This is a genomic window from Acinetobacter entericus (assembly GCF_026168575.1).
Classification (GTDB): domain Bacteria; phylum Pseudomonadota; class Gammaproteobacteria; order Pseudomonadales; family Moraxellaceae; genus Acinetobacter; species Acinetobacter bouvetii.
The window spans coordinates 1-14489 of record NZ_JAPEQW010000030.1 but is presented as its reverse complement, the minus strand read 5'-3'; the positions used below and the strand labels follow the sequence as shown (position 1 = coordinate 14489).

Below are 14489 nucleotides of genomic sequence, written 5' to 3'. Positions count from 1 at the left end.
TTTTTTTATACCTGAATTTAATGCAGTAAGTGAAAAAGCTGAATGATGAATCATTCAGCTTTTTGCTTTAGCTGATTTATTTAATGGAAACAAATTTTTACTAGATCTGGAATTATTGATCTTGCACATCAATAAGATGATCGAGTTTTTTCTGGAAGTAATCCCCTTGAATAAAGCGGGCATCGACATTCCATGCGTTGGCAAACAATGTCATGTCATTCAATTCACGCAGCATAATCTGTGACGGCCGGATTTCCTGATAGGCCGCAATTTTTGCTTTCAGCTCTTCACATTGTTTATCTGAATTGAGCATTTGCGTCAGGCTTTGATGCAGTGTTAGGTGATGGATGTCTACTTGGCGCAATAAAGCCTCGCTGAACATTGAATGGCCAAAATCACGCAGTGAAATTTCAGCACCATTTTTGCGTAATTCCTTAATGGCTTTTTGTGCATCCGCAATATTTTGATCTATATCCAATTCGGAGAATTGCAAAATCAGCGGGTACTGTAATTTGCTTCTGATAATTGTAATGAGTTTAGAGATAAATTCAGGGAAAGTGCGGTCTTGCAGCAAAACTTCCTTATTCAAATTAATAATTAATTTGGCATCTGGATATTGGGTGATGAAATTATGCAACTGCTTGCAAGATTCTACAAGGATCCAGCGGTCTAATTTAATCGACAGCTCTGTATCTTCAGCCAGCTCACGCAGCGTGGCGATATCTTTCCATTTATTTTCAAAGATAAAACCGCTGGTGACTTCATATGTGTAAAGATTTACGTCTTCTTTATCATACAGCTGCTGATATTTGAGATGGATTTCCCCGCGTTCCAAACAAGTGCGCAAGGCTTTTATAACCGCCGGCTCATTCAGAATCACTGCAGGCGCTTCAACTTCCGGTTTTGTGAAATTAATATTGAGCGGTATGTCTGCTTCTGCTTTAGGCTCAATTTCAGGTTCCTGAATTGAAAATTGCAGTTCAGGTAAAGACAGGTCTAATTCCGGCGCCGGCTGATTTTTTGGCAAGGCTGTAGAAAATGCTTTGGCAACATATTGGTCTAATTGCGCTTCGTCCCGTATGTCACCTTCTAAAACGGTATAGCCAATACGAAGATTCAGCGGATAACTGTCATTATTTATCGTAATCAGCTGCGGTTTGGTTAATGAGTTTAAGCCAATGAGTTTTGAGTCAAGTTTAGCTTTTGATTCTGCTTGGAATAAACCCGCATGGATGCCGCTGTCTAGTTTAAATAACGGCGCATTGGTCTGCTCTTTGAGAAAGCTATTGATCCCTTTAAAATATGCTGAGAATGTATTCCAGTCGGTCTGCAGAATGCTTTCATCACATGAAGCCAGGGAGAAGGTGACTAATGCATTGATATCCGATGGCTGTTTGGTCATTGTACGGTTCAGCAACTGATAGGCATTGGCTTTGGCCGGCACTTTATCTCCGGCGGATTGACCGGAGCTTTCATGGCCGATATCAATCGTAATTTGCAGGGCATCATCTTCAGCTGCTGGAATAAACTCAATTTTAAGCGGGTTTTTGACAGTGCTGCGGCTGTTGAGGGAATGGAGTTCAAAACGGCCAAAATCAAATTGGCCTTGACTAATTTTTTTAAAGCGTGTTTTGAAATCATTAAGATCCTTAGGCTGAAGGATATCCAGCAGCGGCAGACCAATGATGTCGTCATTTGATTTGAAGCCAAAGAGTTTCAAATATTCATCATTCGCTTCTAGATGTATGCCTTCTTGGATAACCGCAACAGCTTTATTGCTGTCTTCTACAAATGACTGAGCTTGGATTTGTGCTGTTTCCAATTCATCCATTAAATGCTGCTGGGTTTGTACTAGGCGGCTGAAGGAAAGCGCACGGATAAAGCCAATATAGAAGTGATCCGGATTTTCTAAACTCAGAATATCGTAGATTCCCTTATGCACATAATTGGCGTACTGGGCTTCGCTGTAATCGTCAGGTTGAATGAGGATCAGCGGCAAAGCCGGCTGTTTGGACAAACGGATTAAACTCATCGCTTGATCATATTTCAAATCATAAGCGCGTCCGAAAATCACCAGATCCCATGGTAAATTCAGTTGTTTTTCAAAGTTTTGAAGGTCATCCAGCAGGGTGGCTTGAATTTGATGCTCACTGGCAGTCAAAAGGTCACGGATTTGGTTGTAGCGTATCTGATTATCATCGATAATCAGTAAACGTGTTTCCGTGCGTTTTAACTTTTTAGACAGTAATGGATTTCTCACTTCAATGCTTCCCATAAATCATGATTCTTGACTTCATTGACTTGTTTATTAATAAAGTCTTTCACAGTACTTTCCTGCTGATCATTTAATAATTCGTATTCAAAGCGGATAAAGCTTTGCGTGATCAGCTGCGCTTTCGTTAAATAAACTTTCAATTCTTCACTGCCTAGGCGCAAATGAATGGTTTGTTTTTCTCTAAATAGGTGAGAACCCGGTAAAATTAAGGTGGTGGCAACTTGATCCAGCTGAGAAGTCTGCACCAGCAGTGCAGGCTGATAATTATGCGTATTTCGGTCTGTACGAATATGCGCAGCGCAAGGGTACATATCTTGCGTTAAGACTTCTAAGCCAATCTCTAGACTTTTGTCTGTAGATTGTTTGATCCAGCGGATCACACCGCCACGCCATTGGCTTTGCGCATTTTCCTGCACTAGAATAAATTCACCGGTTTTAAGCTGTGCGGGGGTTTCGCCCGTCCATTTAATGCGGTAGCCATTAACACTGATATCCAAGACCTCAGCGGAGTGAATCTGCTTTGCTTCTCGATCCAATGCTTTGGCATTGGACAGGGACGCCTGCATATTGCTGTCCATGGAATTTACAAAACTGGATTCATTGTGAATATTGTAGTTTGCTTCCAAATCCAAAGTTTCATGCAGGTTTTTGCCTTTGGATAAATAGAAGTGAGCCACAGATAGGCCAAAACAGATATTGATTTGCGCTGAGTATTCATAACGCTCATGGCGGCGTTCAGTATTATTGGTCAGTAAGTTGTGAATATGGAAATGCAGCGCGGGTGTTAAGAACAGCTTTTCATTTTTAGATAAATACTGTCCAGTTTTTGTTTGGGTTTCTGTTAAATGATCCAGCAAATTTTGTGTTGAAATATAAATATTTGGCTGATAGTGACCTGGCTGGTGTGTATTAAACACAGGTGGATGATCTTTCGTTGTATCCACGGTATACCGTGAAAGCGTGGTTTCTTTCGGTAAAATTTGGATTAATTTGGCCCAGTCAGCGCTGCACAGGAACAAGCCTTGAATTTCAGCGGGGCGGATTTGATTGGTATTAAAAATATCCAGTAAAATCAGCTGTGAATAGGCTTGTGCAATCGTTGAAATTTGGTGCTGTGTACCTAAAATTTGATTGAGATTGCTTTGGTAAAAATTGTGCTGAATCGCGCAGTCAATCAGCTGATGTGTTGCCAGCCATTGCCCCGGCATAGGTATTGTATAAAGCATTTGCTGTTGATACAGCAGCATGGTGAGCTGTTGAATAGCGTAATAAATGGACGCCATTCGAGCAGTCTGAAGGCTTTTTTTATGACCAAAAGAGAAAATTGAAAATTTTTGCTGGTTCAGTTGCTGTTCACATCGTTTTGCAATATCAATATAAATTTTTGCAAAATGGCTGCGCAGCAGCATGGCCAGCTCAATAATCTGATCATTGCGGTCGGTGGTGATTAAGCCTTGATTGGCAAAATGCTTTTCTAAACTGGTTAAAATATTTTCAAGTGTGGGATGCAGAATTTGAATGAGGTCAAAACGGAGCATTTCCTGGCATTTCAATTCAGAAATTTCTAGCAACGCATTGAATAGAGATTTAGATGAAGTTCCCAGCTGTAAAATAGATACGCCAGTAAGCCATTCTTGCAAGCCTTTAGCATGGGTCGGACAAAAACTCAGTTTATCCAGCTTGAGTTCTGTCGGATTCTGAAAAATATCTGAAGTATGCTTAGTCATCTTTATTATTTAACTCAAAAAGTTGAAACCCCAAAAAGCGGTGTTTTGTTTTTTTCGCCCGCAATTTCCCGCACTAGTTTAGGTACCAAATAACCTGGAAGTCTGGCTAAAACTTCTGCATAAATTTGGCTGATGTCCTCTGGCGTACGATCAAAATGATGAGCGCCTTTAACTTTATCAAGAACATGTAAATAATATGGCATAACGCCAGCATCAAATAAGCGGTAGCTTAAATTGACCAATACATCAGCAGTATCGTTTACCCCTTTCAACAACACTGCCTGATTCAGTACAGTGATTTGTTCCTTGGCTAATTGGGATAATTTGCTGCAGGTAAAATCATCTAACTCAGATGCGTGATTTGAGTGTACCACTAGAATAATGCGCAGCCTACTGTTTTTTAATATGGAAATCAGCTCTTCGTCGACACGGTTGGGGATTACGATAGGAACCCGTGAATGAATTCTCAAAAATTTTATTTGCGGCAATGTTTCTAAGCGTTCAATCCACAGTTTGAGTTTGCGGTTAGACAGCGTCAGCGGATCGCCGCCGCTTAAAATCACCTCATTAATGTCAGGCTGGCTTTGAATGTAGCGCTGAATATTTAGCCAATCTTCACTTTTAGGCAAGTTCTCCTGATAGGGGAAATGGCGCCTGAAGCAATAGCGGCAGTGAACTGCACAAGCTCCTGTTAATGTCAGTAAAAACCGGGATTGATATTTGTGCAGCACACCAGGCTGCTGATTGGCATGTTCTTCATCTAGAGGGTCAGTGACAAAGCCTGCATGATCTTCGAGTTCTAAATGATGGGGAAGAACTTGCAGCAGCAGCGGATCTTGCGGATTGCCAGCTTGTATTTTTGCGGCGAAAGCGCGGGGAACACGCAGTTTGAACTGTTCAGATGCGAGAATAGCGCCTGACAATAATTGATCAGGTGACAGCTTTAGCGTCTCCAGCAGTTCTAAAGGGTCAGTAATTAAGTCGCTGAGTTGAGATTGCCAGTTTTGCTCTTGATACAAATAGTTTATCATGCCACGTGTTAAATAATGCTAGGTTAGGGATTGCAGGCAATTCGTAACACCTAATAACGCGTTATTAGGCTAAATTGTCTCGATGGAGGCGTGAGATTAGTGAATGGCCTTGCCATTGTCAAAATTTCAGCTTTTACATAGATAGTTTACCTGCAAGCCGAAGGCGCAGGGGTATTTTTTACGTTGCTTCGCTGCGTGTTGCTCATTTAGAATACTAAACATCACAATACGCGCATTGCTTACAGTTAAAAGCCAACTGCTGCAAAGCTAACGAATTAGCAGAATTCCTTCGCATTCATAGATTAAACTAGTAAGTTTGGAGTGTGCCAGTCATGGCCTATTATTCTACAAATGATTTCAAGTCAGGCCTTAAGGTTATGCTTGACGGAAACCCATGTTCAATCATGGAAAATGAATACGTAAAACCTGGTAAGGGTCAAGCGTTCAACCGCGTAAAATTGCGCAACCTTCGTTCTGGCAAAGTGCTGGAAAAAACGTTTAAATCTGGCGAATCTTTAGAAGCTGCAGACATCCAAGAAGTAGAAATGAACTACTTGTACAATGATGGCGAAATGTGGAACTTCATGGATCCAGAATCATTTGAACAGATTACCGCTGATAAAACAGCGATGGGTGATGCTGCTAAATGGTTAAAAGACGATTCTAACGAACTTTGCACAATTATGTTATTCAATGGCGTTCCATTGAATGTAAGCGCGCCAAACTTCGTGGTATTAAAAATTGTTGAAACTGATCCAGGTGTTCGCGGCGATACTTCTGGCGGCGGCGGCAAACCGGCGAAATTGGAAACAGGCGCTGTAGTGCGTGTTCCATTATTCGTACAGCAAGAAGAAAGCGTTCGTGTAGATACCCGTACCGGTGATTATTTAGAACGTGCATAATGGTTTAGAAATAGACTATTATCGAAAGGGATGATGAAAATCATCCCTTTTTTTATGCCAAAGTATTAGATGAAAAGTAAAATATGAGGAGTAGAGTCGCAAGGGAAGAAACAGCAGTACCTCGAACAAGAAAAAATTAAAGCTGATTTATGCAAACAGACATGAGGGATTGAAATGGAATCTATTCAACAGAAGTCCGGGCCAGCGTCAAAACTGCTTTGGATACTTGTCGCAATTGTGGGTGCAGTTTCCTTTGGAATACTCGCAGTCAGCCGCGGAGAGCATGTGAATGCCGTGTGGCTTATCTTGGCCGCAATCTGTGTATACAGCATTGCATACCGTTTTTACAGCTTATTTATTGCCGAAAAAGTTTTTGAACTGAATCCGCGGCGTTTAACGCCTGCACACCGCTTAAATGACGGCTTAGACTATGTTCCAACCAACAAAAGTGTGCTGTTCGGGCATCACTTTGCTGCTATTGCCGGCGCAGGGCCATTGGTTGGCCCAATTCTCGCTGCGCAAATGGGTTATTTGCCGGGAACACTTTGGCTTTTGATTGGTGTGGTTTTAGCCGGTGCAGTGCAGGATTTTTTAGTACTGTTTATTTCGACACGCCGTGATGGCCGTTCACTGGGTGAAATGGCCAAGCAGGAGCTGGGTTCCTTTGCCGGCATCATTGTCATGCTGGGCGCATTGGGCGTGATGATTATCATCCTTGCCGTGTTGGCGTTGGTGGTCGTGAAGGCCTTAACCAACAGTCCATGGGGTGTATTCAGTATTGCTGCAACCGTGCCGATTGCCATTTTCATGGGCATTTACATGCGTTATTTGCGTCCTGGTAAAATTGCAGAGGTTTCCATTATCGGTTTTGTGCTGATGATGGCTGGCATTATCTATGGCGGTGATGTTTCACAGCATCCATACTGGGGGCCATTCTTTACACTGAGCGGTACAGAGCTGACGTGGTGGCTGATTGGTTATGGTTTTATTGCTTCAGTATTGCCGGTTTGGCTGCTGCTTGCGCCACGTGATTATTTATCTACATTCTTGAAGATTGGCGTGATTGCCGGTTTGGCTGTAGGCATTATGGTCGCAATGCCAATGCTGAAAATGCCGTCAGTGACGCATTTTGTGGATGGTACCGGCCCTGTATTTGCCGGTTCGATGTTCCCATTCCTGTTTATTACCATTGCCTGCGGCGCCATTTCTGGCTTCCATGCTTTGGTGTCTTCAGGAACAACGCCTAAACTGGTCAACAATGAGGCTGATATCCGCATGATTGGCTACGGCGGCATGCTGATGGAGTCTTTCGTTGCCATTATGGCGATGGTTTGTGCAACTGTGCTTGAGCCGGGTGTATATTTTGCCATTAATGCGCCAGCAGCAGTATTGGGCACAACTGTGGAATCTGCCTCAGAGGCGGTGCGAAATTTAGGATTTGTGGTTACTCCAGAAACGCTTAGCTTGCTGGCCAAAGAAGTGGGCGAACACTCAATCTTGTCACGAACAGGCGGCGCACCGACTTTTGCCATTGGGATGGCGCATATCATTACTGAAATTTTCAACAACCGTTCAATGATGGCATTCTGGTATCACTTTGCCATTTTATTTGAAGCATTGTTTATTTTAACTGCTGTAGATGCCGGTACACGCGCATGCCGTTTCATGGTGCAGGATACTGTGGGCATTGTGATTCCAGCAGTGAAAAACTCTCACAACTTCTTTGGCAATTTGCTGGGGACGGCAGTTGCAGTTGCTGGCTGGGGGTTCTTCGTCTATCAAGGTGTTGTTGATCCATTGGGCGGCATTAACAGTTTATGGCCGCTGTTTGGTATCGGCAACCAAATGCTGGCTGCTATGGCATTGATTTTAGGTACGGTCATTCTGTTTAAAATGAAGAAAGAAAAATATGTCTGGATCACGATTATTCCGACCATTTTCTTATTCGTTACCTGTATGACGGCGGGCTGGCAAAAAATCTTCCATTCAAACCCGAAAATTGGTTTCTTGGCGCAGGCAGACCGTTTCAATGCAGCGATTGCTAAAAATGAACTTTTGGCTCCGGCAAAAACCATGGCTGAAATGCATACGGTTGCGTTCTCTAATCAAATTAACGCCGTATTGTGCGGCTTCTTTATGATTGTGGCTGTCGTGATGGTGATTGCGGCGATTGGCGTGATCCGCAGAGCTTTGGCTAGCCCAGTGCCAACGGTGCATGAGTCAGAAGCAGTGTATCGTGACCCAGAAGAAATTGTGGCGGCAAAGCACCATTAATGGGAGAAAGTGATGAATCTTAAATTTGCAAAAAGTGGAAAAACCGTGATCTATAAGATCATTAAAATGACCATCATGTCGCAAAAGGATTTGATCCTGAATCCAAAAAACTGGTCGCGTATAGCCGTTTTATGGCAGCGTTTGCAGCAAAGTTTCCGCTTGATGGTGGGTGTTCCGGATTATGAAAATTATTTGGAACATATGAAAAAAAATCATCCGGATTTAGACGCAATGGATGCCAAAACTTTTTACCGCTACTGCGTGGATGCGCGTTACCCATCTGCAGGCGGCGGCATGAAAAAATGCCCTTGCTGAGCAGTATTTAATGAAAATGCGCCCTTCGGGGCGCTTTTTTTGGCCGGAAACTTTATGAAAAAGACTGAATGCAATAGGGGTTTATCAGATGTTTAACGCTTTGCTGATAAAGCGCCGCGTTTAAAATTTTGAGTCTGATTGAAAACCCTGTATGTTAATCATAGATTTCAACTTTTTATTGGGGAATAAAATTGTTTTGGGAAAAAGAAAGAGTAAAAGAAGCGCCGCTTGCAGAGGAAATTGACCAGCAGAAACTGGCGTCGTTTTATCCCAAAATTAATGAATTTTTAGAGCAGATCAATCTGATTATTTTGGATAAAAATCAGCAGACCAAACTGGCGTTATGCAGCCTTTTTGCAGGCGGGCATGTGCTGTTTGAAGACTTGCCTGGATTAGGCAAAACCACTTTAGCCAGCAGCTTAGCGCATTTGGCAGGCTTAAAATTTCAGCGGATTCAATTTACGAACGATATGCTGGCCAGTGATGTTATTGGCATTAATATGTTTAATCAGAAAGAGCATGCCTTTGAATTTAAGCACGGACCAATCTTTACTCAAATTTTGCTGGCCGATGAAATCAACCGCAGCAGTCCCAAAACGCAAAGCGCTTTGCTGGAAGCCATGGAAGAGGGCATCACGACTGTAGATGGTGTAAGTTATGCTTTGCCGCAGCCGTTTTGGGTGATTGCAACGCAGAACCCGTTATTTCAAAGCGGCACGTATGCCTTGCCAGAATCACAGCTGGACCGCTTTTTAATGCGGCTGACACTGGGCTACCCATCGCGTCAGGCTGAAAAAACCTTGCTGCAGCAGGGTTCAAGGCATGAACTGATTGCACAATTGCAGCATGTATTTCATGAGCAGGATATTTTGGATTTGCAGCAGCTTGCTCTGCAGATTTACACATCTGACGCCGTGCTGGAATACATTTTAGACTTGGCTGAAGAAACCCGTAAAGGCAGGCAAGGGCTGTCCACCCGCGGGGTGCTTGCTTTAAAGAAAGCGGCACAGTCGTATGCCTTGATTGAACAGCGCAGTTTCGTTACGCCTGACGATGTGCAGGCTGTATTTCAAGCAGTTTCGGCTCACCGCATTGGTCTGAGTGAAGCGGAAACTGCTAAAATCATGCAGCAGGTCAGTGTGGCTTAAGCGGCCTGTATTTAGGGGAAATGACATTGGCATCGGCATGGCAAAATTGGCTGTCAAAGCGCTTTAAAGTTGATCAGGAAAAGCAGCTGAAGCAAAGTGATGTATTGGTGTTTATTTATCAGCAGGGTTATTTATTTTTAGTATTGATTTTGATTACTTTTATTGCCGGAGTAAATTACGCCAATAATTTAATTTTAGGATTTTGCTTTTTAATCAGTGCTGTATTGTGTGTGAGCTTTTATCTGACTTTTAAGCAGCTGCATGCTTTAAAGATTGAAATGCGCCGCTATGAAGTTGGCCAAGTGGGTGAAGCACTGTATTTAGACCTATTTTTCAGTCAGGAACAAAAACAGGCCAGATATCTATGGATCAGTGTGGAAGGGCAGCTTCATCAACTGCAGATCAATGAGTTGAAACAACTTTTCAGGCTGAGGTTTTTGCCAGCAGAGCGCGGCCAGTTTAATTATCCGGTGATTCGGATTTGGTCAGTCTACCCATTTGGATTGGTCCGCGCATGGACGTATTTATATTTGCAGCAGGTGAGCTGGATTGCGCCGAAAGCTGCAGTGAGCGCTGCAGAAAATAAAAACATGCGCCCTCGTTTTGAACAAGATGTAGATGAGTTCCGAGAGCTTAAGGATTATCGGGATGGCGAGTCCTTGCAGGCGGTTGCATGGAAGCATGCGGCGCGCGGGCAGGGCTTATATGTGAAGGTATTTGAACAGTATCAGGATCAGCGCCTGATCGAAATTCATTATGATCATATGCCGAGCCCATCACATGAAGAAAAACTAAGTTTAATGATGGGGCTGGCAGAACAATGCGAACAGATGCATTGCACATATTCAATTTTTTTGCCCAATGCACAATTGCCAAGCGGCACCGGTGAGAAACAGCTGATGCAGGCCAAACTTCTTTTAGCGCAGGCGTAGCAATGATTGCATATTCAGTCCGAATTTCGATACTTATCAGCTTAGCGCTGCTGTTATCAGCGCAAATGCTGTATATCCCTGCACCCTTAACGGCGGTGCTGGGAATCGTTTGGATTTATCTGTTTTACGCGGCAATCAATAAAAAGCCGCCAATCAAAAAAATATGGACACTGCTGCTGACGTTGACTGCATTGTCCAGCATTTATTTCAGCTATCAGACCTTTGTTGGAATTGAGCCGGGTGTTTCAGTTTTAACCACTTTTTTATTTGCAAAAGCGCTTGAAACAAAGACGCGGCGTGATGCTGTTATTCTGTTTAATTTTGCTCTATTTGTCAGTGCCAGTTCTTTTTTATTCAGTCAGTCTTTTGCTATGGCTGCAGTGGTCTTGCTGAGCTTAATGAGCAATTTTAAGGGTCTTTACCGTTTGCAAACCAGCGCGTTTGAAGCTGGTCAAAAAGCCTCTTTGCAGAATTTGAAACAAGACCTGAGCCATGTTGGCAAATTCATCACTTATGCGCTGCCATTTTTTGTTTTGCTGTTTATGTTTTTTCCGCGCCTGCCGCCGCTGTGGCATATTTCAATTCCGCAGAATAGAGCAGTGACGGGGATCAGTGACAGCATGTCTCCTGGAGATATTGCGCAGCTTTCACAGTCCAGCGCATTAGCTTTTCGTGTAGTGGCTGATCTCAGCCGGCTTCCTGCCCGCTCAGAATTGTATTGGCGCGCTTTGGTTCTGGATGAGTATGATGGGCAGCGCTGGACCAGCAGCTATAGTAATCAGCAGCTGATTGAGCCGTCAGATATCCAGCATAAAAAAGCAGGTAGCAAAAAAAAACATCAGGATAAAGCGGGGCAATTTGAATACCGGTATTTGGCATCAGACCCGCTTGTGAACTGGATCATGGGGCTTGAAAAATCGATACCGTTAGAGAGTCAATATCAGCTGGGGCAAGATTGGCGCATCACGCCGCAGCGGCAAAATATTAAAAATGACCCCATTCAGTTGATGTGGATAGGCGCTGCAGATCTTCATATTGAAAATGAAATACAGCGGCAATGGCTAAATAAGCGCAATACGCAAATTGCCGAACATTATGATGTGAAAGCGCAGCAATTGGCAAAGCAGCTGTATGAAGAAAGCGGCTATAACCCGGAACGCTATATTCAGCATGTGCTGACTTGGTATAAGCTCAATGGTTTCGCTTATACCTTAAACCCTGGGTTTTTGGGTAAAAACCGTGTAGATGATTTCTTATTTGGTACCCGTAAAGGTTTTTGCGAGCATTATGCATCCAGTTTTGTAATGCTGATGCGCTACGCCGGAATACCTGCCCGTGTAGTGACAGGCTATCAAGGCGGGCAGCCGGCGCCAGATGGCAAAAGCTGGGAGGTGAGGCAGCTGGACGCGCACGCATGGACGGAAGTGTGGATCAATGATCGCTGGCAGCGATTTGATCCGACCGCGATTATTGCGCCAAACCGCATAGATATCGGTATGCAAAGTTATATGGAAGAAGACCAGAGTATTTATAATGGCGCTCACTCAGAGTTGTCATATCGGCAATATGCCATGCTGACTAAACTTCGGATTTGGAGTGATTATGCAAGCTATCAATGGCAGAGCAAAGTTGTAGGCTATAATGCGGAATCACAGCGGAACTGGTTTCAAAAAATAGGTTTAAATTCTATATATTCAGGGGTAATCAGCTTAATTGTTGCCACATTATGTTTGATTTTACTTTATTTTACTTATATTTATTGGCAGGTGAAAAGGAATAAACCTGAGCTGGAGCGTGCAATCGGCCAATTTAATTCTAAACTGCCATTGGCGTTAAGAAAGAAAAATGCTGAAACTTTTTCGCTTTGGATGAGCAGATTATCGCGGCTGGCTTCAAGTGATGAGCAGGTTCATTTTCAACGTTTGCGACAAAAAATTGAGCAATACCGGTATATGCAGCATGGGCAGTGGAATATTGAGCTCAAAGAAATAAAGCGCTTGCTTAAATCTTGTGCAAATGCGCTTAAGAAGTTATAAAACGTCTTGTTTAAGCAAACATAATTGAATATGATTCTACCCATCCTAGGTGTATAGCTCAGTTGGTTAGAGCGCTACGTTGACATCGTAGAGGTCTCCAGTTCGAGTCTGGATATACCTACCAATATATTAAATTTATATGTCGTTACATTTCGGTGTATAATTAAAAAATCCCTAAACTACAATAGTTTAGGGTTTTTTTATTGCTTTTTATAACGGTATATGAAGAGCTATACTACTGTAAATTATGTATCACATAGTGTATCATTTAATTAATTCTAACTCATGATACAAGAGATAATGAAGAGAGATGCTATTAAAAAAAGACCACTGTCTGATACTACTTTGGCTAATTTAGAACCCGAAGACAGAGATTATAGAGAAATTGATACTCGTTCGCTTTATTTTATGGTTCAACAGACAGGCAAAAAGTCTTGGCAATTAAGATATCAAAATGAAAAAGGGGTCTGGTCGTGGAAAGGATTGGGTGCGTATCCAAGTGTAAGTGGTGCAGCAGCTAGACGTAAAGCTAGTGAATTATTAGAGAAATTAGCGAACGGAGAAATTTTAGAAACACGCAAACACATAAAAAAAATGAAGCAAGAAATTGCTCATAGAAAATTTAATATTTTAATGAGTGAATGGCTCGATACTAAAAAAGCTTCTTGGGGTAAAGAAACATTTGATAAGGCACAAAAATCTATCAATAGACATATCATTCCAGAGTTTGGAGAGAGAGATTTCTCTGAAATTACACCTAAAGAATGGTTTGATTTCTTCCAAGGGTTACAACGTAACTTAAGAATTCATACTCAAGTTGAAAAGTTAACATCATACTGTCGTAATGCATATGATTGGGCAAAATTTCAAGCAAAAATACATTTCAATCCAATTGAAGGAATGACTAAACATTTAGATAAAAAAGTTGGCGGTAATATGAAATTTGTAGAGATGAGTGAATTCCCACAATTAGTTGTCGACATTAGGAATCATCATCAACGTAAATTAGCAATTGGTTTGGAATTAATGGTTTTATTATTTCCTCGTCCAGTTGAATTGAGATTTGCGACATGGTCTCAATTTGATTTAGAAAAGGCTATTTGGATTAAGCCTGCTGAGATTATGAAAAAAGGAGTGACTCATTGTGTTCCATTATCTAGACAAGCAATTGAATTATTGAAAGAGCTAGAAAATTATCAGATGGAGTCTGATTTGTTGTTTGCAGGTAGGAATAGCCTAAGTGAGCCAATATCAGATAATACATTTAATATGGCTTTGAATCGAATGGGCTATAAAGGTCGACAAAATCCGCATGGTTTTAGGCACATTGCGAGTACTTCACTAAATAATAAATTTAGCGATAAAGAACAGGTTGTTGAAGCATGTTTAGCACACATGAAAAAGGGTGTTAAAGGTATCTATGATAAAGGTTCTCATTTTGAAGAGCGTGTTGAAATGATGCAATGGTGGGCAGATTATATTGATGAACTTGTACTAAAAATTTAATTAAAGGAAATGTAAATTTATTAGCATACTACAGTAAGTGATAGTTTGAATAATATACAGCCTGTATCATCTTATTCATAATAAAGAGAGGAAAGGTTCGTGAAGTTATTATCTTTATTAGAGTTGAATTCAAATCAGTCTATATTTAAAGAATGTAAAGTGGGATTAGACAATGATTATGACGAGATAATTGAAGCATTTAATCCTGATTTAATTATGGCAGAACATATAGGTGAAAATACTGTAGTGTTGGAACAAGCAATAAAAAATTGGTCTGCATATGGTTTATTTTATCCTGATATTAGATTTCTTTCATAAGTCATTTTTCACTCAGCTCCAAGTT

At 41.9% G+C, this 14489-nt stretch carries 11 protein-coding genes and 1 tRNA gene; 9 read left to right on the top strand and 3 right to left on the bottom strand.

Going from position 1 to position 14489, the window contains the following annotated elements:
* Positions 1-112: 112 nt before the first annotated feature.
* From OKC24_RS16640 to epmB, 3 genes are read right to left on the bottom strand one after another with little or no spacing between them, the layout of a single operon-like run.
* The gene (locus OKC24_RS16640; protein ID WP_130148462.1) at positions 113-2275 is read right to left on the bottom strand and encodes a sensor domain-containing phosphodiesterase; all 2163 of its coding nucleotides are present in this window, start codon (positions 2273-2275) and stop codon (positions 113-115) included.
* Positions 2257-4002 carry a cyclic-di-GMP receptor FimW-related protein gene (locus OKC24_RS16635; RefSeq protein WP_130148460.1) on the bottom strand — a complete coding sequence of 582 codons (1746 nt, stop codon included), beginning with the start codon at positions 4000-4002 and terminating at the stop codon, positions 2257-2259. Before OKC24_RS16635 ends, OKC24_RS16640 begins: the two co-directional genes overlap by 19 nt.
* A gap of 14 nt (positions 4003-4016) precedes the next feature.
* Positions 4017-5033: an EF-P beta-lysylation protein EpmB gene (gene epmB / locus OKC24_RS16630; protein WP_130148458.1), complete on the bottom strand. Its 1017-nt coding sequence runs from the start codon at positions 5031-5033 to the stop codon at positions 4017-4019.
* Positions 5034-5365: 332 nt separating this feature from the next.
* Here epmB and efp point away from each other — a divergent pair, with 332 nt between their 5' ends.
* The 9 genes from efp (at position 5366) to OKC24_RS16585 (ending at position 14464) form a co-directional block, all read left to right on the top strand.
* Positions 5366-5935: an elongation factor P gene (efp, locus tag OKC24_RS16625; RefSeq protein WP_005008939.1), complete on the top strand. Its 570-nt coding sequence runs from the start codon at positions 5366-5368 to the stop codon at positions 5933-5935.
* Positions 5936-6109: 174 nt separating this feature from the next.
* Positions 6110-8209, top strand: a complete 2100-nt coding sequence (locus tag OKC24_RS16620) for a carbon starvation CstA family protein (protein WP_131276448.1) — start codon at positions 6110-6112, stop codon at positions 8207-8209.
* Between the two features lie 9 nt (positions 8210-8218).
* The gene (locus OKC24_RS16615; protein WP_171458872.1) at positions 8219-8524 is read left to right on the top strand and encodes a YbdD/YjiX family protein; all 306 of its coding nucleotides are present in this window, start codon (positions 8219-8221) and stop codon (positions 8522-8524) included.
* A gap of 191 nt (positions 8525-8715) precedes the next feature.
* Positions 8716-9672, top strand: a complete 957-nt coding sequence (locus tag OKC24_RS16610; RefSeq protein ID WP_131276444.1) for an AAA family ATPase — start codon at positions 8716-8718, stop codon at positions 9670-9672.
* A gap of 26 nt (positions 9673-9698) precedes the next feature.
* Positions 9699-10604, top strand: coding sequence for a DUF58 domain-containing protein (locus OKC24_RS16605; RefSeq protein ID WP_131276552.1), 906 nt, complete (start codon positions 9699-9701; stop codon positions 10602-10604).
* A 2-nt stretch (positions 10605-10606) separates the two neighbouring features.
* Positions 10607-12640, top strand: coding sequence for a transglutaminase TgpA family protein (locus OKC24_RS16600; RefSeq protein ID WP_265466033.1), 2034 nt, complete (start codon positions 10607-10609; stop codon positions 12638-12640).
* A gap of 47 nt (positions 12641-12687) precedes the next feature.
* Positions 12688-12764: transfer RNA gene (locus tag OKC24_RS16595), tRNA-Val, on the top strand.
* A 176-nt stretch (positions 12765-12940) separates the two neighbouring features.
* On the top strand, positions 12941-14146 hold the full coding sequence (locus OKC24_RS16590) for a tyrosine-type recombinase/integrase (RefSeq protein ID WP_125280422.1): 1206 nt from the start codon (positions 12941-12943) through the stop codon (positions 14144-14146).
* Between the two features lie 99 nt (positions 14147-14245).
* On the top strand, positions 14246-14464 hold the full coding sequence (locus OKC24_RS16585; RefSeq protein WP_265466032.1) for a hypothetical protein: 219 nt from the start codon (positions 14246-14248) through the stop codon (positions 14462-14464).
* Positions 14465-14489 lie beyond the last annotated feature (25 nt).